Source organism: Shewanella sp. (assembly GCF_047975355.1).
GTDB lineage: Bacteria > Pseudomonadota > Gammaproteobacteria > Enterobacterales > Shewanellaceae > Shewanella.
Map to the genome: position 1 here is coordinate 20,320 of NZ_JBKEDJ010000019.1, position 20,347 is coordinate 40,666.

29 protein-coding genes and 1 pseudogene are annotated in these 20,347 nt (G+C 48.6%); 25 read left to right on the top strand and 5 right to left on the bottom strand.

Annotation, left to right across the window (positions count from 1 at the left end):
• From gpM to ACK5NH_RS07165, 10 genes and pseudogenes are all read left to right on the top strand, one after another.
• Complete coding sequence (gene gpM / locus ACK5NH_RS07120) at nucleotides 1-702, top strand: phage terminase small subunit (protein ID WP_416918716.1); 702 nt, start codon at nucleotides 1-3, stop codon at nucleotides 700-702.
• Nucleotides 703-802: 100 nt separating this feature from the next.
• Nucleotides 803-1,264, top strand: a complete 462-nt coding sequence (locus tag ACK5NH_RS07125) for a head completion/stabilization protein (protein WP_416918718.1) — start codon at nucleotides 803-805, stop codon at nucleotides 1,262-1,264.
• Nucleotides 1,264-1,482, top strand: a complete 219-nt coding sequence (locus ACK5NH_RS07130) for a tail protein X (protein WP_278891855.1) — start codon at nucleotides 1,264-1,266, stop codon at nucleotides 1,480-1,482. The genes ACK5NH_RS07125 and ACK5NH_RS07130 overlap by 1 nt, the downstream gene beginning before the upstream one ends.
• A 2-nt stretch (nucleotides 1,483-1,484) precedes the next feature.
• Complete coding sequence (locus ACK5NH_RS07135; protein ID WP_109285748.1) at nucleotides 1,485-1,862, top strand: putative holin; 378 nt, start codon at nucleotides 1,485-1,487, stop codon at nucleotides 1,860-1,862.
• Complete coding sequence (locus ACK5NH_RS07140; protein WP_317520617.1) at nucleotides 1,862-2,161, top strand: phage holin family protein; 300 nt, start codon at nucleotides 1,862-1,864, stop codon at nucleotides 2,159-2,161. The genes ACK5NH_RS07135 and ACK5NH_RS07140 overlap by 1 nt, the downstream gene beginning before the upstream one ends.
• 10 nt (nucleotides 2,162-2,171) lie before the next feature.
• A complete protein-coding gene (locus tag ACK5NH_RS07145; RefSeq protein WP_416918721.1) occupies nucleotides 2,172-2,999 on the top strand; it encodes an N-acetylmuramidase domain-containing protein in 828 nt (275 codons plus the stop codon).
• Nucleotides 2,983-3,453, top strand: coding sequence for an Rz-like lysis system protein LysB (gene lysB, locus ACK5NH_RS07150; RefSeq protein ID WP_416918723.1), 471 nt, complete (start codon nucleotides 2,983-2,985; stop codon nucleotides 3,451-3,453). Before ACK5NH_RS07145 ends, lysB begins: the two co-directional genes overlap by 17 nt.
• Nucleotides 3,353-3,577 (top strand): annotated as a pseudogene (lysC, locus tag ACK5NH_RS07155) (Rz1-like lysis system protein LysC); the annotation flags it as partial. The gene lysB and the pseudogene lysC, both read left to right, overlap by 101 nt.
• Entirely contained in the window at nucleotides 3,570-4,040 is a 471-nt protein-coding gene (locus ACK5NH_RS07160) for a phage tail protein (RefSeq protein ID WP_416918725.1), read from the top strand. The pseudogene lysC and the gene ACK5NH_RS07160, both read left to right, overlap by 8 nt.
• Nucleotides 4,025-4,480 carry a phage virion morphogenesis protein gene (locus ACK5NH_RS07165; RefSeq protein WP_416918727.1) on the top strand — a complete coding sequence of 152 codons (456 nt, stop codon included), beginning with the start codon at nucleotides 4,025-4,027 and terminating at the stop codon, nucleotides 4,478-4,480. Before ACK5NH_RS07160 ends, ACK5NH_RS07165 begins: the two co-directional genes overlap by 16 nt.
• A gap of 92 nt (nucleotides 4,481-4,572) precedes the next feature.
• On the opposite strand, the gene ACK5NH_RS07170 is transcribed toward ACK5NH_RS07165, so the two are convergent.
• From ACK5NH_RS07170 to ACK5NH_RS07180, 3 genes are all read right to left on the bottom strand, one after another.
• Nucleotides 4,573-5,133 carry a YkgJ family cysteine cluster protein gene (locus ACK5NH_RS07170; protein WP_416918729.1) on the bottom strand — a complete coding sequence of 187 codons (561 nt, stop codon included), beginning with the start codon at nucleotides 5,131-5,133 and terminating at the stop codon, nucleotides 4,573-4,575.
• 93 nt (nucleotides 5,134-5,226) lie between these two features.
• The gene (locus ACK5NH_RS07175) at nucleotides 5,227-5,460 is read right to left on the bottom strand and encodes a hypothetical protein (protein ID WP_416918731.1); all 234 of its coding nucleotides are present in this window, start codon (nucleotides 5,458-5,460) and stop codon (nucleotides 5,227-5,229) included.
• A 114-nt stretch (nucleotides 5,461-5,574) separates the two neighbouring features.
• A complete protein-coding gene (locus tag ACK5NH_RS07180) occupies nucleotides 5,575-6,048 on the bottom strand; it encodes a GIY-YIG nuclease family protein (RefSeq protein ID WP_416918733.1) in 474 nt (157 codons plus the stop codon).
• Nucleotides 6,049-6,262: 214 nt separating this feature from the next.
• Here ACK5NH_RS07180 and ACK5NH_RS07185 point away from each other — a divergent pair, with 214 nt between their 5' ends.
• The 15 genes from ACK5NH_RS07185 (at nucleotide 6,263) to ACK5NH_RS07255 (ending at nucleotide 18,657) form a co-directional block, all read left to right on the top strand.
• Entirely contained in the window at nucleotides 6,263-6,889 is a 627-nt protein-coding gene (locus ACK5NH_RS07185) for a phage baseplate assembly protein V (RefSeq protein ID WP_416918735.1), read from the top strand.
• Nucleotides 6,886-7,242 (top strand): GPW/gp25 family protein, encoded by a 357-nt coding sequence (locus ACK5NH_RS07190; protein WP_416918737.1) that lies wholly within the window; start codon nucleotides 6,886-6,888, stop codon nucleotides 7,240-7,242. Before ACK5NH_RS07185 ends, ACK5NH_RS07190 begins: the two co-directional genes overlap by 4 nt.
• Nucleotides 7,235-8,164 carry a baseplate J/gp47 family protein gene (locus ACK5NH_RS07195; RefSeq protein WP_416918739.1) on the top strand — a complete coding sequence of 310 codons (930 nt, stop codon included), beginning with the start codon at nucleotides 7,235-7,237 and terminating at the stop codon, nucleotides 8,162-8,164. Before ACK5NH_RS07190 ends, ACK5NH_RS07195 begins: the two co-directional genes overlap by 8 nt.
• Nucleotides 8,157-8,909: a phage tail protein I gene (locus ACK5NH_RS07200; RefSeq protein ID WP_416918741.1), complete on the top strand. Its 753-nt coding sequence runs from the start codon at nucleotides 8,157-8,159 to the stop codon at nucleotides 8,907-8,909. Before ACK5NH_RS07195 ends, ACK5NH_RS07200 begins: the two co-directional genes overlap by 8 nt.
• Complete coding sequence (locus ACK5NH_RS07205) at nucleotides 8,909-9,445, top strand: hypothetical protein (RefSeq protein WP_172587210.1); 537 nt, start codon at nucleotides 8,909-8,911, stop codon at nucleotides 9,443-9,445. Before ACK5NH_RS07200 ends, ACK5NH_RS07205 begins: the two co-directional genes overlap by 1 nt.
• The gene (locus tag ACK5NH_RS07210) at nucleotides 9,442-10,674 is read left to right on the top strand and encodes an SUMF1/EgtB/PvdO family nonheme iron enzyme (protein ID WP_416918744.1); all 1,233 of its coding nucleotides are present in this window, start codon (nucleotides 9,442-9,444) and stop codon (nucleotides 10,672-10,674) included. The genes ACK5NH_RS07205 and ACK5NH_RS07210 overlap by 4 nt, the downstream gene beginning before the upstream one ends.
• A gap of 28 nt (nucleotides 10,675-10,702) precedes the next feature.
• Nucleotides 10,703-10,981, top strand: coding sequence for a hypothetical protein (locus tag ACK5NH_RS07215; protein WP_416918746.1), 279 nt, complete (start codon nucleotides 10,703-10,705; stop codon nucleotides 10,979-10,981).
• Nucleotides 10,982-11,099: 118 nt separating this feature from the next.
• Nucleotides 11,100-12,269 (top strand): phage tail sheath protein, encoded by a 1,170-nt coding sequence (locus ACK5NH_RS07220; RefSeq protein WP_416918748.1) that lies wholly within the window; start codon nucleotides 11,100-11,102, stop codon nucleotides 12,267-12,269.
• Nucleotides 12,270-12,278: 9 nt separating this feature from the next.
• Nucleotides 12,279-12,794, top strand: coding sequence for a phage major tail tube protein (locus tag ACK5NH_RS07225; protein WP_261737741.1), 516 nt, complete (start codon nucleotides 12,279-12,281; stop codon nucleotides 12,792-12,794).
• A gap of 92 nt (nucleotides 12,795-12,886) precedes the next feature.
• On the top strand, nucleotides 12,887-13,168 hold the full coding sequence (locus tag ACK5NH_RS07230; protein WP_278891491.1) for a phage tail assembly protein: 282 nt from the start codon (nucleotides 12,887-12,889) through the stop codon (nucleotides 13,166-13,168).
• 26 nt (nucleotides 13,169-13,194) lie between these two features.
• Nucleotides 13,195-13,323 carry a GpE family phage tail protein gene (locus ACK5NH_RS07235; RefSeq protein WP_416918750.1) on the top strand — a complete coding sequence of 43 codons (129 nt, stop codon included), beginning with the start codon at nucleotides 13,195-13,197 and terminating at the stop codon, nucleotides 13,321-13,323.
• A gap of 8 nt (nucleotides 13,324-13,331) precedes the next feature.
• Nucleotides 13,332-16,658 (top strand): phage tail tape measure protein, encoded by a 3,327-nt coding sequence (locus tag ACK5NH_RS07240; protein ID WP_416918752.1) that lies wholly within the window; start codon nucleotides 13,332-13,334, stop codon nucleotides 16,656-16,658.
• Nucleotides 16,659-16,660: 2 nt separating this feature from the next.
• Nucleotides 16,661-17,110, top strand: a complete 450-nt coding sequence (locus ACK5NH_RS07245) for a phage tail protein (RefSeq protein ID WP_416918754.1) — start codon at nucleotides 16,661-16,663, stop codon at nucleotides 17,108-17,110.
• The gene (locus tag ACK5NH_RS07250) at nucleotides 17,107-18,234 is read left to right on the top strand and encodes a phage late control D family protein (protein WP_416918756.1); all 1,128 of its coding nucleotides are present in this window, start codon (nucleotides 17,107-17,109) and stop codon (nucleotides 18,232-18,234) included. Before ACK5NH_RS07245 ends, ACK5NH_RS07250 begins: the two co-directional genes overlap by 4 nt.
• A gap of 138 nt (nucleotides 18,235-18,372) precedes the next feature.
• The gene (locus ACK5NH_RS07255; protein WP_416918788.1) at nucleotides 18,373-18,657 is read left to right on the top strand and encodes an ogr/Delta-like zinc finger family protein; all 285 of its coding nucleotides are present in this window, start codon (nucleotides 18,373-18,375) and stop codon (nucleotides 18,655-18,657) included.
• Nucleotides 18,658-18,832: 175 nt separating this feature from the next.
• On the opposite strand, the gene ACK5NH_RS07260 is transcribed toward ACK5NH_RS07255, so the two are convergent.
• Nucleotides 18,833-19,309: a DUF494 family protein gene (locus tag ACK5NH_RS07260; protein ID WP_011620868.1), complete on the bottom strand. Its 477-nt coding sequence runs from the start codon at nucleotides 19,307-19,309 to the stop codon at nucleotides 18,833-18,835.
• 2 nt (nucleotides 19,310-19,311) lie between these two features.
• The gene (gene dprA, locus ACK5NH_RS07265) at nucleotides 19,312-20,328 is read right to left on the bottom strand and encodes a DNA-processing protein DprA (protein ID WP_416918758.1); all 1,017 of its coding nucleotides are present in this window, start codon (nucleotides 20,326-20,328) and stop codon (nucleotides 19,312-19,314) included.
• Between the last annotated feature and the right edge of the window lie 19 nt (nucleotides 20,329-20,347).

The window sequence follows — 20,347 nt, forward strand, 5'->3', positions numbered from 1 at the left end:
ATGACATCACCCGCCCATAAGCGCTTTCATAGCGTATTGGCGGCAGCGCGGGGGACAGAGTCCCCCTTAGCGGTTCGCTCCGAAAATACCTATGAACTCATGCTCATGCAGCTCACTGAACATCGCCGCATCTTAAAAACCGTGCAGGCGCTATCACGTAAGCTACAGGCAAAATCGCAATTCTTACCCGAATACGATGCCTATATCGATGGCACCATTGAGGGCGATAGTGGCCTGCAAGATGAAGTGTTCGTCACTGTGCTGTTATGGCATATCGATGTCGGCAATATTGACCGCGCATTAGTGTTAGCTGCCTACGCCCTCAAGCATGACTTAGTGATGCCTGACCGCTTTGAGCGCAACCTGGCTTGCACCATTGCCGAAGAAATTGCCGAAACCGCTGCGCGCTTGATTGAGACAGACGCCCCAGTCAAAAGCGAGCAACTTAACGCCACGCTTCACCTGACCGCCGAGTGCGATATGTACGACGAAGCGCGCGCTAAGTTGTTGCGTCAACTGGGGCATGCTTATGAGGCAGAAGGGCGACCTGATGCAGCACTCGATGCCTACCAACAGGCGCTGGCCTTAAACGATAAAGTGGGTGTGAAAAAGTTTATCGAGAAACTCACTCGAGAACTAAAAAACGCCGACAAACAAACAACCGAAAGCACCGCGCCGGCAACGGCAGGCAGTGCTGGTTAACCGAGCGACCCTCGCAACCCGTGCGGCGCTGGCCAGTAGCGATAGTTAATACCACTACTTACGCCAGCCCACCGCACAACCTAGCCGCAAGCAGGTCAACATGAGCTTTATCGCACCAGCCACAAGCGCCACTGCAAACACCATTACCAACGGTCCATTTTGGCCAGATATTGAGCCAGATGCGCTACGCCAAACAATGCGCCTCGATGGCACAGTGACCAATGAACGGCTTGAGCATGCACTAATCAATGCTGCATTGCAGGTCAACAGCGACCTCAAAAATTGGTGTATTGGAAATCAACTCTTGGGGTTTGACAGCCTAGTGCAAGTGCCTGCCGAGCAAATCAACGGCCAGAGTATCTATTTGCAATTGTATTTACGGGCGGTGTACTGCCTCACCAAGGCCAATCTTATTGAGCGATACAGCGATTTTGATAGCACGGCCAAAGGGTTAAAGGCGGGTGAAGAACTCACAGACAGTATTACTGATCTGCGCCGCGATGCGCGTTTTGCTATCCGCGACATCTTGGGTGAAAGCCATGTCACGGTGGAATTGATTTAATGAGCAGCTTGCAGGCAGTGCGCAGTATAGAGGGCGATACCGTCGATAAAATTTGTTATCGCTACCTTGGCGCCACGGGTGAGATCACAGAGCAAGTCCTCGATAGCAATCCGCACTTAGCAGCACTTGGACCCGTTTTACCTAATGGCACCGTGGTGCAATTACCAGTGCAGGCAGTGACACCCACCAAGCCTAATTTTATTCAACTATGGGATTAATGATGAGCGAGCCAATTTCAGCAACTTCAGCAACATCGGCAGTGGCAACTGCCAGCATTCTGACATTAGTCCCAGGAGCCGAACCCGCGGTGATGATTGGCGCTTTTACTGGGGCGGTGTTGTTTATTATCACCAACGATACTTCAGGCAATTTACAGCGAGTGGGCTTATTTGTGGTGTCGTTTTTAGGCGGTGTGTTATGCGCAAATTGGGCGGCGAACGCGCTCAGCGCAGTGCTACCAGATTCGCTGCAGGTCAACATGGGCATGGCAGCGCTTATCTCATCGGCGTGTGTTGTTCGCATGCTGCAGTACCTGATGAAACTCACCAACAACCCAGAGAGTTGGCTCAATGCCCTGCGTGGGCTTAGGGGGAAATGATGCTGATCATCAACGCCATTATTTGCAGTCTGATTGTATTGCGTCTGGCCTTGTTTGTACGAACTGGCCGGCACCGTCTCTTTATCAGTATTTGTGCCTATCTCATCACCGTCGCTGCTGGGGCCGAGGTCATCCTCACTCTTTATGGTGTGACCTCTACGCCCAGTTATGCGGAGGTGTTTTTAAAAGCCATCCTCTGCATAGCCATCTTTCAGGCGCGGGGCAATGTGGCCAGCTTACTGAAATTGGCGCCAAAGCCAGAAAAGCGCGAACGTCGTCAAACATTAAAACTTCAATGAGGGAACTGACATGAGCCTAAGAAAAGGCAGTAACGGCACTGCAGTGCGCGATTTGCAGCTAAAGCTTAATGCTGCAGGCGCATCATTAGTTGTTGATGGCTGGTTTGGCGATGCCACCCAAAAGGCTATCGAGCAATTTCAAGATAAACACGACTTACCCCGCACCGGCTACGCGGGGGTAAGAACGCTGGCATTACTCGCCGGCGAAAGCCGCAGCAAGTTTATTCAAAACTCTCAACTCGCTGCCGCCGCAGTTGTGTTAGGCGTATCGTTTGCCGCCATGGCCAGCGTGGCCGAGGTCGAATCAAACGGGTTTGGCTTTTTCACTTGCGGCAGGCCAAGCATTTTATTTGAGCGTCATGTCTTTTATCGCGAGCTATTAGAACAAGGTGCCGCAGCGGCAGAACTTGCCGCTAAGTATCCAAATATTTGCAGCCAAGCTCGTGGCGGGTATACCGGAGGCAGTGGCGAATATCAGCGGTTTGCTATTGCGTACCAGCTAAATCCAGAAGCGGCGATTTGCGCATGCAGCTGGGGCATGTTTCAGATTATGGGCTTTCATTGGCGAGCCTTGGGCTATCCATCGCCGCAGGCATTTAAGCAGGCCATGGATACCTCGGAGGGTGAGCAGCTTAATGCCTTAGTTAAATTTATCGAGGCGGATCCTGTGCTGCATAAAGCACTCAAAGCGCGTAAGTGGGCAGAGTTTGCCAAGCGCTACAACGGTCCCGCCTATAAAGAAAATGACTACGACATTAAATTAGCGCGGGCATACCAGCAGTTTAATACCGTTTTTCATGCAAACACGCAGGATGCTGGCAATGTGGACGTGGCTTAGTCGCGCTGCTCAGCCAATTATGCCTTATCTTATGGTCGCCGCACTGGCGACCTTATTGGGCTTAGTGGCGGTTATCCGTTATCAAAGCAATCAATTATCAACACTGCAACAGCATCAAGGCGCCTTGGTGCTATCACTTACACAAACGTCACAATCCTATTTCGACCTCAAACAACTCGCTGCAGATAACCAACAAGCACAGGCGGAGCTGCGCGCAAAACTCGCTGCCGTCAGCAGCACTAGCCAATACCGGAAAAATAAAATTGAGGAGCTAAAACGTGAACTTAGCGATGTTAAAGCTTGGGCTGATGCTCAGTTGCCTGATGCTATTCGCCGGCTGCACCAGCGCCCCGCCATTAGTGGCAGTGCAGAGTACCGTCGTTGGTTGTCCACTCGTGATCCAGTGCCAGTTACCCGCGAGCAACCCCATCAGCAATCAGGGGATCAGCAGTGAGCTCGACACCTGTGAAGCCGCATGGCATGAGTGTGCCGCGCAAATCGATATGATCATCGACTGCCAAAATAAACAGAAAGCTAAAGCCAACGCCTTGCAGACAGAAGGTAAACGCCATGAATAAGCCAGCGCAACTGCGCGAGTTACTATCCAAACAAGTGCCGCATTTGCAGCGTAACCCAGATTGCTTGCACGTATTCATTGAGAACGGCAACATCATCGCCACCGGTGCTGGGAAAAACCTCAGCTTTGAATATCAATTTAACTGCGTCTTAGTGGTGACCGACTATGCCGCCCATGCCGATACGCTTATTGTGCCAATTTTAGGCTGGCTGGCCACGCAGCAGCCAGAACTGTTATTTAACCCGGATAAGCGCGAGTCAGGGTTTAAATTCAAGGCCGAAATCATTAATCACTCCACTGCTGATATTGAGATAGTTCTAGCACTTACAGAGCGCGTTAAGGTGGTAGCGGGTGAAGGGATGCAGCTTGAAGTAACTCACTTACCTGAGCCAGTTTTCAATGATGAAGCAATCGATTGGACGTTATACACCAACGGAATTGAAGTGCCATGGCCACCGATTTAACCCGACTAAATGAACTGTTTGACGGACTCATACAGCAGTTATCCCCAGCAGCGCGCAAGCAACTCAGCCGCGATATTGCAAGACGACTGCGCGCCACCCAAGCGCAGCGGATTAAGCAAAATACCGCGCCAGATGGTGCGGCATTTGAAGCGCGAAAACCTCAGCCTGCATGGGCAAAACGTATCGGTGCCATTAAACGAAAACTGATGTTCCAGAAGATCATCAGGCAAAAATACCTAAAGCCTGAGTATTCATCCCAAGCGGCCAGCGTGGGCTTTACTGGGTTTATTTCTCGCATAGCGACCGAGCATCAATACGGGCTAAGGGGCCGGATCAACGAGCGGATATCGGCACAATATCCGCAGCGGGAGTTGTTGGGGTTCACTCAAAATGAGATGGATATGATAGAAGAGGCAATCGTTAATCATGTAGCACGTTAATGGTTAAAACTTTTACAATCAATATTTTAGATTTGACGTTACACAAGAAAACACAAATGTTTGATATTACCTTTTGAATAGTCGATACGCTTTTAACGAAACCAAATTCGAATATCTTTAACCTCACTCCGTGCTGCAATTGCATAAAATGCCTTAGACAATTCAGAGAATTCTATCATTGGAACTTGGATATCAAGACTAATATCTGGATGACACCAATACTCGGAAGGCATCACGGAAACCTGTCTTCTGCATACAAATGGACGTACAGAATAAATTGAGCACTTATCATCAATTAAGAACGGGCATGGTGTACCGTGGAAATCAGGCTTAGTCGTAGTAAAAAATAAACTCTTGGTTATTAATTTACCTGTATGAATGGAAATCATCTGTGCTTCGTGCTCAGTGATTGACACATTGATTTTACAACAGTTTCCACAGCCAGCTTTACATATGGTAATCGGTGTCAATTTAGAGGTGAGTTCATCGGCTAGCTTGTATAACTGCTGTAATTTCACCATTTCACTATCTGAACTTTTTGCCTGTTTTTTAGCTATTTTTTCTTCTTTAACAGCAAGCTTTTTGGGTATTAAAGGTTGTAGTCTCAGGATTTTCTTTTGTGCAACTTTTTCATCATCTGCCAAATTTCTCATTTATCCTCCGTGATTATCGGGTATAGCATTTATTTAGATTTAAACTTATGTATAGCAAAATGCATTTTAAGTTAAGTGGGGAATTGTTTGTTATCAATCAGTACGCTTAAGCCCATATTCGGCAAATAGGTCATCCGCACCATAAAATGTTGCTTTACCTGTCCATTCATATGATATTTGAACTTGGTTTTCACTTTCTGACACAATTTCAGGATCTGTTATACCGTCGATTAATGACAGAACATTTAGTGCGTCGGTACCAACGGTGTGGTTTGAGAGAAAGCCAAATAAGCCGTCTCGCTTTAATGTTATGCTTCGTTTAGACATAAATTAATACATTAGTTAATGTAAGTTCTGATTTTGAACAATGTATGTGACAAAGGCTATAGCTCCATAGCTTAAATGTTTAACCTATGTATTGATTCAATAATTTATATGTTTTTAACTCATGATGCCAAGCTCTGCTTCGATCATCACTCTTAGTTTCGGAGCAAGTTTTTTAGGTGGTATTTTACAAAACTCTTCTCTTGTGATTTGAGCATGTTGATGAATTGCCCATAACACATAACGCTTTTTATAGCAGCCATGTTTACGCCGGATATGGGCTGTTGCGACTTTCCAAAGTTCACAGTATGTCAGACCATTTTGACGAGAGCTTGGTTCGTGCCAGTTATATCTTGCGCGGTAACTCTCAAAATAATGTAAGAATTTTCTTTCTAAATTAGCATTGTTATAGGCAAGTAATAGACGAAACCGTTTGTCTCCTCTTGAGTTTGCGGACCTAACTCTTGCTTGTAGTTCTGCATTTGTTTTTCCAATTTTCATATAACGCATATCTTCACTTATTAGAAAGTAAACCCAACCATGACGATCTCGATAAAAGTCATTCAAATCATAAATAATTTGTGGTTTCATAAAGTCTCCATTTCTAACAAAATCCACTCAAATTAGGTAGCTGGAACAGCCGAGAACACAAAACTAGTCAGTTGGATGCTACCTAAACTGTTTCATTTATAATATTGCTTCAGCTAAAAGAGCAGAAAAGTCATATTTTATCTCTTGCGCTATAACTTCCCACATACCACCCAAACCGCTAGCGGCTAGCCATACAACTGGCAACCATAGCCGCATGAACACGACCGCCGCGCTTGCCGAACTTACACGCCGTATCGATAACCTTTTACGTATTGGCACCGTTGCCGAAGTAAAGGGTGATTCGTGCCGCGTAAAAACCGGTGAGTTACTTACCCAGTTTCGCCCCTTTTTTACCCGTCGTGCCGGCACAGCAAAAACCAGTTGGCGCCCTACAGTAGGCGAGCAAGTCATGCTGTTATCGCTTAGCGGCGATCTCACCAACGCTTACATTCTGCCTGCGCTTTATAGCGATGAAAACCCAGAGCCAGACGATAACAACAATCGTGAACGCACAGTTTATCCAGATGGTGCGGTAATTGAGTACGACCCAGATACTAGCGCGCTTAAGGTCACAGGCATTAAAACCGCCAACGTACAGGCCAGCGAGCGGGTGACTATCGATTGCCCAAATTCGGAGTTTACGGGCAATGTACTGGTTAAGAAAAAACTCACTGTAGAACAGGGCGCCAAGGTTACTGGGGCGATGGATCATTCAGGCAAGCTGACCAACAACGGCGGGATGGCGATTACTGGCGGCGCCAATATCGACGGCATTAATTTTGGCACCCATAAACATGGCGGTGTCGATACTGGCTCGGGCACTTCTGGAGGCCCGCAATGAGTACCAATAAAAACTGGCAAGGTATGAATCGCTTTACGGGAAAAAGTATTAGTGAGTCGCAGCATATCAGCCAAAGTATCCAGGATATTTTAACCACACCACTGGGTTCGCGCGTGATGCGCCGTGACTACGGCAGCGCCATTTTTGAACTTATCGACCAGCCACAAAGCGCCGCGGTAAAGCTGCAGCTTATGGCGGCGGCAGTTATCGCGCTAACCCGCTGGGAGCCGCGTATTAGCATTACTGAGATTGAAATTATCAGTGGCGGCAGCGACGGCAAAGTGCAATTCAACCTAGTGACCGACCGCATCGACACTCAACGCGCCCAATCATTCGAGGTCATCTATGGCTGAGCTAATCGATCTATCTAAAGTCCCTGTGCCTGACATTATCCAGCCGCTGAGCTTTGAGCAGCGCTTGGCCACTCTCAAGCAGTTACTGATTAATATCGACAAAAGATATGAAGCGGTGTTGGCGTTAGAGTCGGACCCTATTACTAAATTACTGCAGGTATTTGCCTACCGTGAAATGCACCTGGTTGCGCAAATTAATGACGCCACTCGCGGCAATATTTTAGCCTCATCAACGGGCAATAACTTGATTGCACTTGGCTCACGTTATGACCTCGCGCCATTAGTTATCCAAGCGGGAGATGCGACTGCAGTACCGCCCATCCCTGAAATTTTAGAGGATGAACAATCCTTTAAACGCCGCGTGCAAATGGCATTTGATGGCTTAAATACGGCGGGCAGTATCGATGGTTATATCTTTTTTGCGCTGGGCGCCGATGGTCGCGTGGCTGATGCAAAAGCCGTGAGTCCTGAACCCTGTGAAATGGTGGTCACAATTCTATCTATCGAAGGTGATGGCACAGTCAGCAATGAACTGCTTATTAAGGTGCGTGACGTCTTTGGCGTGAGTGCCGACGGTTTATCACAGTCAAATACGCCGTCAAAAGTGCGGCCGCAGGGCGATAGAGTGACTATTCAAGGCGCGAGTATTGTTAATTATAGTGTGCAAGCTGTGCTACAACTGTTGCCGGGGCCTGATTCTCAAGTGGTGTTAGCCGCTGCTAATCAAGCGTTAGCACTCTACCAAAAAGAGCAGCGTCGTTTAGGGGCTGATATTACCCGTTCAGGAATATATAAAGCGCTGCACCAAAGTGGCGTCAATAACGTCAATCTGATTAGCCCATCCGCTGATATCACCGTGCTTGACCATCAAGCGGCCTATTGCACCAGCGTTAATATTTCGATTGGGGGCGTCGGTGAATAATCGAGTTTCCTCATTACTGCCACCTAATGCATCCCAGCTTGAGCGCGATATTGAGCAAGTGATCGCCAGTTCGCTGGATTTGCCATTGTCTATTGCAGATCTTTGGGACCCGTTCAGCTGCCCGTTATCTTTATTGCCATGGCTCGCATGGGCTTATTCAGTTGACCAATGGGCGGACAGTTGGCCTGAAAGCGTTAAGCGACAAGTGGTTAACGATGCGTTTGGCATCCATCGATTTAAAGGCACTCCTTACGCTGTGCAGCGGGCACTTAACAGCCTAGGTATTAAAACCAACATCCTCGAATGGTGGGAAAGTGCCGGCAGCAATGTGCGTGGCACTATGAAAGTGCTCGCCTTGGTGAATGACAACATCACCGATGATAACGATGGACTGATCACCGCCAAAATGCTCGCCATGGTGACAGAGGCCATTCGCAACTCAAAGCGCGGCTCAATTCACTTTGATGTTGAGCTGGGTATTGCATTTGAAGAGTCGCTTACTGTAGCTGTAGGCATTAGCCCTAGTGTTGGGATATCTGATATTGATGCCGATTCGAATGGCGTTCGCCCTGATGATGTTATTGCTTTAGCTGGAGTATTTGGCATCGAACACCGTATCGACTGCATCGATACCGATTACCTGTTATCCCCAGTGCTACCTGACGAATTGTTAATTACCCATAGGCTTGCGGCGGTGTCGCATCAACTAATCATCTCTGAACACGAATTAACGGGAGTTGTGTAATGGCACTCACACTGCAATTTACCGAGGCAGGCCTTGCCGCTTGCTTATCAGCAAAAGACAAAGGGCTTAAAGCCGAAATCACTCACATGGCATTTGGCTCAAACGCCTATACGCCATCTAAAACCCAAACCAGCTTGAGCGCTGAAAAAGAGCGCATTGCCATTTCTGACTATCAAGACGGTGGCAAAAGCCTGCGAATGGCCGGCGTGTTTGATGGTGAGCTTGAATACGCCATCAAGGAGATCGGTTTTTACATTGGCACGACTTTGCTTGGCGTATATAGCGCGCCGAACAAGACACTAGGCTACCGAACCCCATCGGTAAAAGTGGTGCAGTGGTTTACGTTAAATATTGAGGCGCTACCAACCGACAGTATCACTGTGGTAGTGGGCGCTGAAAACCTCAACCTGATTTTAGATAAAGAGTTTATCGCGGGCTGTGCAGCATTTTTACACAATGCGGCGGCAGTTATTAAAAATGCTCACTGGAACATGCAACTCAGTGAGCGTATTCGACAACTAGAGGGAACAGTATGAGTTCAATTGCTGAAGAAATTGCGGGGCTAAAAGTCGCGTCCGCTGCACAAACTGCCGCATCACAGGCGTTATCGCAAGAAGTCGCTGGCAAGATGGCGGCTATCGATAAAAAAACCAATGACTCCATTGCTAAGGTCGAATCAACCTACGACCAAAAAGCGGCGGGACTGACCATTATCGCCACTGACGGCTACAAAAAAGCCATCGAACACAATTCAGGTGGCCGCAATACCGTGGTATACGATGCCCAAGGTAACCCAAATATCATGGTTGTGATCCCGCGCTTCAACATTGAGGATTTGGGATTGACCGATCTCAACCTTGGCACAGGCGTTCACCCAGCGTTTCAGACTAACGGCGTACCGCGCGGCGAGATATTAATCGGCAAGTATTTAGCATCAGCGGCCGCCAATGGTAGTGCAGTGATTGGCGGAGTGCAGCCGCGCACATCCGTTAACTACGATGCAGCAAAAGAGCTGTGCACGCGAAAAGGTGCAAATTGGCACATGATGTCAGTGCACGAGTGGGCGGCTATTGCGCTATGGTCCCTCGCTAATGGAACCGTACCGCGCGGCAACACAAACTACGGTCGCTCGCACGAGAAGAAATGGGAAACCGCTCGGCGCTCTGATAATGGCGCACCCGGAGACGTAAGCGGTACAGGTAGAACGGACACGGGCAAAGGTCCAGCTACTTGGAACCATGACCATACCAATTTTGGCGTGTGCGATTTGGTGGGCAACGTTTGGGAATGGTTAGATCAAATGAAGCTAGACGATGGCCAGATTATTACCACGCTGGACAATAACCCAGCCGTAGCTGAAGCCAATTGGCACAAACACGCTGCTTATTTTGATTCACCCACTGATAATCAAACTGGCACCGGTAGCGCTGGAGCCCCCATCCTCAGTAATGCAGTGAATAAACGCAACGGTCCGATGAATGACGATTCAAACGATTACCCATATCTAACCGCTTCGCACTTTGCGGCAATTACTAAGGCCGTGGGTTACGTGCCTAACGAGCTATTGCGCAAGCTGTTAATTGAATCGGCCACTACAGTTACCGTTGGTGGCTGCATTGGTTTAAGGAATTATGGCGACAGATTACCAATCAGAGGTGGTGACTGGAACAACAGTTCAGAAGCTGGATTGGGGGCGATCTACTTGTATCATCCGCGTTCGGTTGACAACACTAGCTTTGGTTTCCGTCCAGCTTTCTTTGTGTAGTGCCATTTAAGTTTTTGGAGTAAAAACAATGAACTTTACTTATATTTTTAACGGCGTATCGCACACTGATGTGTCGCGTGAATACATGAACAACCTAGGCATGACCAATGAGCAGGTTAATTCTGTGCTCGCTCAGCGTGACTTTGAGTTGTCACAAAACATCGAAAAACGTAAAGCTGCGTATCGAGAAGAGTCAGACCCGCTTTATATGGAGTGGCAATACGACCAAACGCCAGAAAGTGAGCAACATTGGCGTGATAAGGTGGTCGAGATCAAGCTGCGTTACCCTGTTACAACTGATGAATGATCTCAGGTTTTTAGGTCAATAAACGACTCTTACCACTCAAACCGCTAGCACCGCTCCGGTGTGCTCTGCAAGCTTAGCCCTGCTTAGTTTTGCAAAACCCACAGCACCGGAGCTTATTATGGATTATCACCACGGGGTACGCGTCATTGAAGTCAATGATGGCACCCGCACCATTCGTACAGTATCAACTTCCGTCATCGGCATTGTCTGCACCTCGAGCGATGCCGATGCAACACTATTCCCGCTAAACACCCCAGTATTGCTAACCAATGTGATGCAAGCCATTGGTAAAGCTGGCGTTCAGGGAACATTAAAACCCACGCTCGAAGCCATTGCAGCTCAAGTAAACACGCTCACCGTTGTGGTGCGTGTGGAGCAGGGCGCGGATGAAACTACTACAACCGCCAATATTGTCGGTACGGTAACCCCGCAAGGGCAATACACCGGCCTTAAGGCGCTGCTGGCTGCACAGTCTTTATTGGGCGTTAAGCCGCGCATTATTGGTGTGCCAGGATTAGACACCTTACCCGTTGCCACCGAACTTGTTGCAACCGCTAAAAAGCTGCGCGCCTTTACCTATGTCAGCGCCTATGGCTGCGCCACCAAAGAAGAAGCTGTTGCCTATCGCGAAAACTTTGGCGATCGTGAAGTCATGGTCATTTGGCCTGAATTTGTGGCCTTTGATACCGTTGCGACCGCAAATGTCAACGCGGCAGCGACCGCTCGCGCCCTTGGCCTACGCGCCCGTATCGATAAAGAAGTCGGCTGGCACAAAACCCTATCAAACGTCACCGTTAGCGGCGTTACCGGTTTAAGCAAACCCGTGTACTGGGATTTACAGGATCCATCAACCGATGCCGGCTACCTCAACAGCAACGAGATTACCACCCTGATTAATCAATCAGGTTTCCGTTTTTGGGGCTCGCGTACCTGTTCGGAAGATCCATTATTCCAGTTTGAAAACTACACCCGCACCGCGCAAGTGCTGGCTGACACCATTGCCGATGCGCATATGTGGGCAGTGGATAAACCGCTAACCCCAACGCTAGTTAAAGACATCATCGAAGGCATTAACGCCAAGTTCCGCGAGCTAAAGGGCCTTGGCTATATCGTCGATGGCCAAGCGTGGTACAGCGAAGACGTTAACGACGTTAGCACCATCAAGGCGGGCAAGTTGTATATCGATTACGACTACACCCCAGTGCCTCCGCTGGAAGACTTAACCTTCCGTCAAAAAATCACCGACCGCTATTTGGTCGACTTCGCGTCCGCAGTAGCAGCGGCCTAAGGATAAACCATGGCGTTACCAAGAAAACTCAAGCACCTCAACCTATTCGGTGACGGTGAAAACTGGATCGGTGTGGCGGAAGAATTTACCCCCGCCAAACTCAGCCGCAAGTTTGAAAAATACCGTGGCGGCGGTATGCCAGGTGCGGCTGATATCGACATGGGGCTAGACGATGACGCCCTAGGCGTTGAGTTCACCCTTGGCGGTTACGAGGCCAAGCTGGTTAAGCAAATGTCAGCCAGCAAAATCGATGGTGTGATGCTGCGCTTTGCCGGTTCATTCCAACGTGACGACACCGGCGAAGTACAAGCGGTCGAAATCGTTTGCCGTGGCCGTTACAAAGAGCTTGATCGCGGCACGTACAAAACCGGCGACAACAGCCAAACCAAAGCCACCATGACCTGCACGTACTACAAAGAAACCGCAGGCGGCGAAGTGCTGGTTGAAGTCGATACCGTTAACGGCATTGAGCTAATCAACGGCGTCGACATGATGGCCGAGCACCGCAAAGCCATTGGGTTATAACTCGGGCTTAACGCGTTAATACCAACCTAAGCCCGCAATACATAGCCGTATGCGGGCATTTTTTAATTAGAAATTAGACAGAGGGTCTAACTATGTCAGAAGCAACTCACAAAACAGTCACTTTAGATAACCCAATCACTCGCGGCAAAGAAGTGATCTCCGAAATTCAATTACGCAAGCCTAAAACAGGCGAACTGCGCGGCCTCAACGTAGTGGATATTCTCAACATGGATGTTAACGCCGTATCCAACTTACTGCCGCGCATCACTTCGCCATTGCTCACCAAAGAAGAGGTGCAAGAGCTTGCGGCCGAGGACTTTGTGCAGCTCGCGGGAGAAGTCACCAGTTTTTTGATCCCAAAGAAAATGCGCTAGCCCTCCCAAGCTGCGTAGACGATACCATGGCGGATATCGCCATGGTATTCCATTGGCCTCCTAGCGAAATGTATGCCATGGACATCAACGAGCTAATGCGCTGGCACGAAAAGGCCATATCCCGCTGGAACCTGCAACACTCCCCATCAAAGTGAGGCCATGAATGTCAAAAAAACTTGAGTTAAAACTGCTGCTGGACATGGTTGATAAAGTCACTGGCCCACTTAAAAAAATCCGCGAAGCCAGCGGCGGTGTATCGGGGGAGTTAAAAGCCACACGCGATAAACTCAAAGAACTCAATAAACAGTCAGCACAAATCGACGGCTACAAAAAAGTAAGCCGTAGCCTAAGCATCACCTCTCAAGATCTCGTCAAGGCGCAAAAGAAAATGCAGCTCCTTGATGAACAAATGAAACAAAGCCAGAACCCCAGTAAAGCGCTGCGCAAAGAACACGAACAATCCATCCAAACCTTGCGAAACCTTAAAGGGGCGCGAAGCAAGTTAGTCGCCAGTCATAAGCAAATGCGCGAAGAACTGCGTTTATCTGGTATCGATACCAGAAAGCTCGGCGACACCCAAAAAGAGCTTAAAGAAAAAATACAGCAAACAACCGACGTAATGGAGCTGCAACGGAAAAAGCTAGAAGCTGTTTCAAGGAAACAAAAGCAACTAAACGATGCTGGCGCTAGTTATCAAAAAGCCAAGGCATTACAGAGCGATCTTGCTGGCAAAGGTGCTGGCATGGTGGCCACGGGTGCGGCCGTTGGTGCAGCCTCAGCCATTCCTATCATTGAGTATTCAAAAGCAGAAACCGCCGCCACGGGGCTTAAAGTCTCGATGATGGGGGCGGGTGGTGTTGTTCGTAAAGAGTTTGCCGAGATTAATGCACTAGCAACTCAGCTCGGTAATAAACTCCCAGGCACTACTGCCGACTTTCAGGACATGATGACAACCCTCATCCAGCAAGGTATGTCATCAAAAGCGATTTTAGGCGGGCTAGGTGAAGCGACCGCTTTTTTAGGCGTTCAAATGAAGCTGCCATTTAATGAGGCGGCAGAATTTGCAGCTAAATTGCAAGACGCCACAGGCACAGCCGAAAAAGACATGATGAGTCTAATGGACGTTATCCACCGTTCATATTATCTCGGTGTTGATAAAACCAATATGCTGCAAGGCTTTAGTAAGCTGAGCTCTGCATTACCTGTGCTTCGTAAACAAGGGCTTGAAGCTGCCAAACTGTTAAGCCCGCTGATTGTAATGGCAGACCAAGCTGGTATGGCGGGTGAAGCCTCAGGTAACGCTTACCGTAAAGCATTTCAGCTTTCAATGGACGCAGGCAAAGTTGGTAAAGCTAACAACATACTGGCAGACATGGGGATTAAGCTCGACTTTACTGACGGTAAAGGTGAGTTTGCTGGATTAGAAAACATGTTTAGCCAGCTACAAAAGCTCGGAGGGCTAAATACTGAGACCCGTCTATCTGTACTCAAACAGATCTATGGTGACGATGCCGAAACCTTGCAAGTGATGAACATAATGATCACCAAAGGTATTGCCGGCTACCGAGAAGCAGCAGCAAAGATGGAGGCGCAAGCATCGCTGCAACTCAGGGTTAACGAGCAGTTAAATACCCTGACAAACCTATGGGATGCCGCAACGGGAACCTTTACCAATGCGCTTGTTAACGTTGGCGAAGCCGTGGCACCGGAGCTTAAGCAGCTGGTTAACTGGCTGAGCGAAATGGCCGAAAAGCTCGGCACATGGATAAAAGCCAACCCCGAACTCACTGGCACTCTATTTAAAGTTGCTATGGGCGTGGGGGCGCTAGCAGTTGCCGGCGGTACGCTGACGCTAATGCTAGCGGGTATCTTAGGGCCGATCGCTTTACTCAAGTACAGCACATCCGTGCTGGGCATTAATTTGATGAGCGCTGTAGCGCCAACAGGATTATTAACAACAGCCTTTGGCGGATTATCTAAAGGTGTCACAGGGATCATTAGTAAAGCCACTAACTTTAAAGGCGCATGGGCAGGTATCGGTGCGCTATGGAAGCAAAGCGATCCAAAGACGCTGCTCATATCGATGGGTAAAGGTGGTGGGATAGTCGACAGATTTAAAGCATCGTTCGCGTCATTGAGGGGCACCTTATCGACATTAATCCCAAGGCTAACCTTTATGTCTGGCGCCACAATGGCGTTGATGAAATCACAGATGCTCGCAGTAGTATCAGGCGCAAAATTAGCAGCTGTAAATGCAGGAAAAGCTATCAAATCGACTGCAAGCGGTATACAGAGTTCCGCTGCGGCAATGCGCACTTATGTCCAAGCCCATGGCCCACTAGGCACTTTGTGGAATGGCTTTATTGCCAGCGCAAAAGGCATTGGCCGAGTACTTATCTCCAGCGTAATGAGTCCGCTTCGGCTAGTTGGGCAAACCTTACTATTTGTGGGCCGCGCCGCCTTACTTAACCCCATCGGCTTACTGGTAACAGCCATCGGTTTAGGTGCGTTGGCCGTTTATAAATATTGGCAACCAATCAAAGCCTTTTTTGTCGGATTTTGGCAAGGCCTGCAAGAAGGACTCGCACCAGTAGCAGAAGCGCTTAGCCCTGCATTTGTTGCATTTGGCAGCGCATTAGCTCCACTCAAACCCATTTGGGACGGTATCGCCAGCGCAATGGGTACGGTTTGGAAGTGGGTAACTGACTTGCTTACCCCAATTAACTCGACCGCCGCAGAACTTGATAATGCCACCAATGCCGGCAAGCGATTTGGCTTATGGCTAGCTGACCTGATAAATATCATTCCAAGATTGGCGGGTGATTTTGTCGGCTTTGGTGCCAACTTAATGGAAGGTTTCAGCAAGGGCATTATGAGCATGGGGCACCTGATTAAGGAGTCACTCGGTAGCACGATAAGCGAAGGTGTTGACTACTTTAAAAACCTACTGGGTATTGCCTCGCCAAGTAAAGTGTTTGCGGTAATGGGCGACCAAACCATGCAGGGCTTAACCGTGGGCATTAATCGCAGCCAGCAAGCACCGCTGAATGAAGTTGGCAAGCTCGGTAAACAAATGGCAGGCGCGGCGTTCGTGCTCGGCGTCACAGCATTACCAGCAGCGGCTATCACCGACCAAACTCGCATCATTAGGGATGAATACCAAAGTGCTGATTATTCAGTTCCGGATGCAATACGTTTGGTCAAAGAGGGAGAACTGCCAGCCAGAAAACCGAAGAGTGACAACTTATCACCTGATGATAACGGCTTAACCCATAGCGCAGCGCCAGACAGGTTAGGCACATTTGCACAACGCCAAGCGCCACAGCCTCAAACAGTTCATATTGATGCCGGTATTCATGCACCCATTACCGTTTATGCCACTGCCAATATGAATGCACAGGATGTCGCGCAGTTAATCGCCATAGAACTAGAAAAGCGAGAACGTGCCCAGCAAGCACGCTTACGCAGCAGCCTAAAGGACCTTAACTAATTATGATGATGACACTCGGCTTTTTTGTATTTAGCCGGCTGACTGTGCCATATCAAGCATCACAGCATGACATGGTATGGCGCCACCCAACCAACAGCCGCGTTGGTGCGCGTCCATCCGCGCAGTTCTTGGGGGTTGGCGATGAAACGCTAACGCTATCTGGCGTGCTAATGCCAGAAATCACGGGTGGAGAGCTCAGCCTAGAGGCGCTGCGTAAAATGGCCGACACCGGTAAAGCTTACCCACTGATTGAAGGGCGCGGCACTGTGACAGGCTTTTTTGTGATCGAGAAAATCAGCAAAGGCCGCAGTGAGTTTTTTAGCGATGGCGCCGCACGGCGAATCGAGTTCACTATTGAACTAAAGCGGGTGGATGAAAAGAACACTAGCCTTATCGCCAACGAGAACTTGATAGGCATGGGCATCAGTAAACTGATTAGGGGGATCTTGTGAGCCTCCTAGAGCAGTTTAACCCGCTGGCCAGTGGCGACCAGCCAACGCCAGATTTTCAAATTCTAGTCAACGGCACTGATATCAGCCCCAAAGTGAAATCGCGACTTATGTCGCTGCGCCTCACGGATAATCGCGGCTTTGAAGCCGATACTGTTGAAGTGCAGCTCGATGACGCAGATGGCGAACTGGCGATGCCACCCAAGGGCGCTAGCATGCAAGTGCGTATTGGCTGGAAGGGCAGCGCGCTGGTTGATAAAGGCACATACACCATTGACGAACTTGAGCACAGTGGCCCGCCGGACAGCCTAACCATTCGCGGTAAATCCGCCGATATGCGCGGCACCTTGCAACAAAGCCGCGAGCAAAGCTATCACCAGCAAAATATCAGCAGCATTATCGATACGATTGCAGCGCGGCATCAGCTTAAAGCCAAAATTAGCGACAAGCTCAAAGCTGAAGTTATCGAACATATTGACCAAGCTAACGAGTCGGATGCCAATTTCTTAACCCGCCTCGCTGAGCAATTTGACGCTATTGCCACGGTAAAAAACGGCAACTTACTCTTTTTGCAAGCGGGACAATCGAACACCGCTAGCGGTATGGCGCTAGAGGGTGTTGAAATAACTCGCCAGTCGGGCGATAGCCATCACTTTGGTGTAGCCGATCGCGATGCCTACTCAGGAGTCGTCGCATACTGGCAAAACGATAAAGGCGCTAAGCGCCAGACTGTTAAAGCGAAAAAGCCAAAAGCAGCCAAGCCAGACGATATAACGATAACCGTCGGTGAAAAAGAGATCATGGTCGGCAGTAACGACAACGTCAAAACCCTGCGCCATATCTATGCCAACAAGCAGAACGCTGAGCGCGCAGCCCGTGCCATGTGGGATAAATTGCAACGCGGCGTAGCTACCTTCACCATCACCTTAGCCATGGGCAGGCCAGAGCTATTCCCTGAGCAACCGGTTAGCGTCAGCGGTTTCAAACCGCCCATTGATAACAGCGCCTGGATACTTACCCGCGTCGAGCACAATATCAACGACATGGGTTACACCACAGGGATAGAACTAGAAGTTAAAAACAGTGAAGTGGCAGATGTCAGCGATGAAAATGACTCATCGGAATAACAGCACCTGCAGCAAAGACGGCAATGACTATGTTGGCCACAGAGGAGAAAATTTTTAAATAGCGGCAATGTCTTGTGTATATAACCCCATAGTCACCCTTTAGAATGATTGCACGCAGTCAATTAGGAGTTGGGTATGATGTCAGAAGAACCAAAGAAAACCACTCGCAAGAGCTCAGCGCGCGGAGCTGGTATTACCTGCCCGCATTGTGACAGCCGCGCACTGCTGAGACGAACACGAGCAATCACCCTATTAACCAGAGAAAAAACCTATCGATGCGATAATGATGAATGTGGACACATATTCGTTAGCATTGAAGAAATTCAACGAACCGTTGTCCCTCCAAGAGTAAGTCGCGAGGGAGTAAACCTGCAGATAAGCAGAATATCAAAACCACAAAATCAACCACTTAACCGCACTTAGCAGCAAGCATTTACTGCAAAACAAAAGCCCACATCAGCGTGGGCTTTTTGTTGTCAAAAACAGCACTGTGGTCAATATGTGGCAATAATTTAAATAAATAAAACAAAAACAACGCCTTAAATCATCAAAAAAGGAGGGCTAGCCTCCTTTCTCATTATTCATCACATCGCAACGCTTAAGAATGTAGCCGACCTTCTTCAGGCTGCTCAAAAATTAAATCTTCCATTTGCTCATAAGCGGACTCATGGCCGGGCGCATTGAAGAGCACCATCAGAATCACCCACTTAAGATCTTCGAGGATCAAGGCAGGCTCATCGAGTTCCATGACTCTGTCGATCACCATCTCACGGGTTTCGACATTCAGCACTTTAACTTGCTCTAAAAATAGCAGGAATCCACGGCATTCCACGTCCAGCTTTTCCATTTCTTCTTTGGTGTAAATCCGAAATGAATGCTGATCATGATTGCACAGATAAGGCTTATCTCCTTCCTGCAACTCAGCCAGACGCTCCAACCAAGTTAAGGCTTTCAAAATCTCTGACTGGTGGAAACCAGCACGAGTGAGTTCCTTGGTTAACTCGTCTTCATCCACTAACAGTTCAACTTCACTGTGAACATAGTTTTCAAATAGATACATGAGGATATCAAACATGGCTAGCTCCTCTTTACTCTGACGTAACCACCGGGTACTGCAACAACCCAACCTTGCAACTCAAGTTCAAGCATTTGTTCTAACACCAGATCTATCGTTTTCCCACTATGTTCGACTACAGCATCAATTGTTGTAGTTTCATAACCTACACTAGCTAACAGCGATGAAAATGGCAAATCACTAATCTCACCTTGCTCTATATGGTGGCGAGTGTTGACTTCTTCAAGGTGAAAAGCCGTCAAACTTACCAGCTCTTCCACTATATCGGCCGCACTCTCCACAAGTTTTGCCCCGTCCCGCAATAAATCATGGCAGCCTTGATGAAAGCCGCCAAGAATCGAGCCCGGAACTGCAAAGACCTCACGCCCCTGCTCCATGGCCAACCTAGCGGTGATAAGTGAACCACTCTTACGGCAAGCCTCAACCACCAGCGTACCTAAAGAAAGACCGCTAATAATGCGGTTTCGTTTCGGGAAATTGCCCGCAAATGGCCCGATATCCGGCCAAAACTCGCTTATTATACAGCCTTGGTGCTGAATATCCTCATAAAGCTGCTTATGTCGACGCGGATAAACGATATCAATCCCAGTACCCAGCACGGCAAGCGTTCTTCCTCCGCGGTCAACACACGCTTTATGGGCCGCGCCATCAATCCCCATCGCCATGCCGCTACAGATGCTAAATCCTAGTGCAGACATCTCTCGAGCTAACTGATAGGCAACCTGTAATCCACCGGGAGACGCATTACGACTCCCTACTATCGCGAGCGATGGGAGCAACAGCGCCTCAACACAGCCTTTGATAAATAAGACGCTTGGAGGATCAGATAACTGTTTAAGTAATGGAGGATAAAGGGGATCAGTAAAACAAACGAGGTGATGCAGTTCAGACTGCTGTTGCCATTCGAGGGCAGCATCGACCCTTTGATAATCAATGACTAGGCTATGGAGTAGATTGTCAGACAAAGGAAGCGAGTGTCTCTCATGCTCCAATCTTTGCCTGAGGTCGTCCACATCCATGTGCGTTAATAATTGTTGT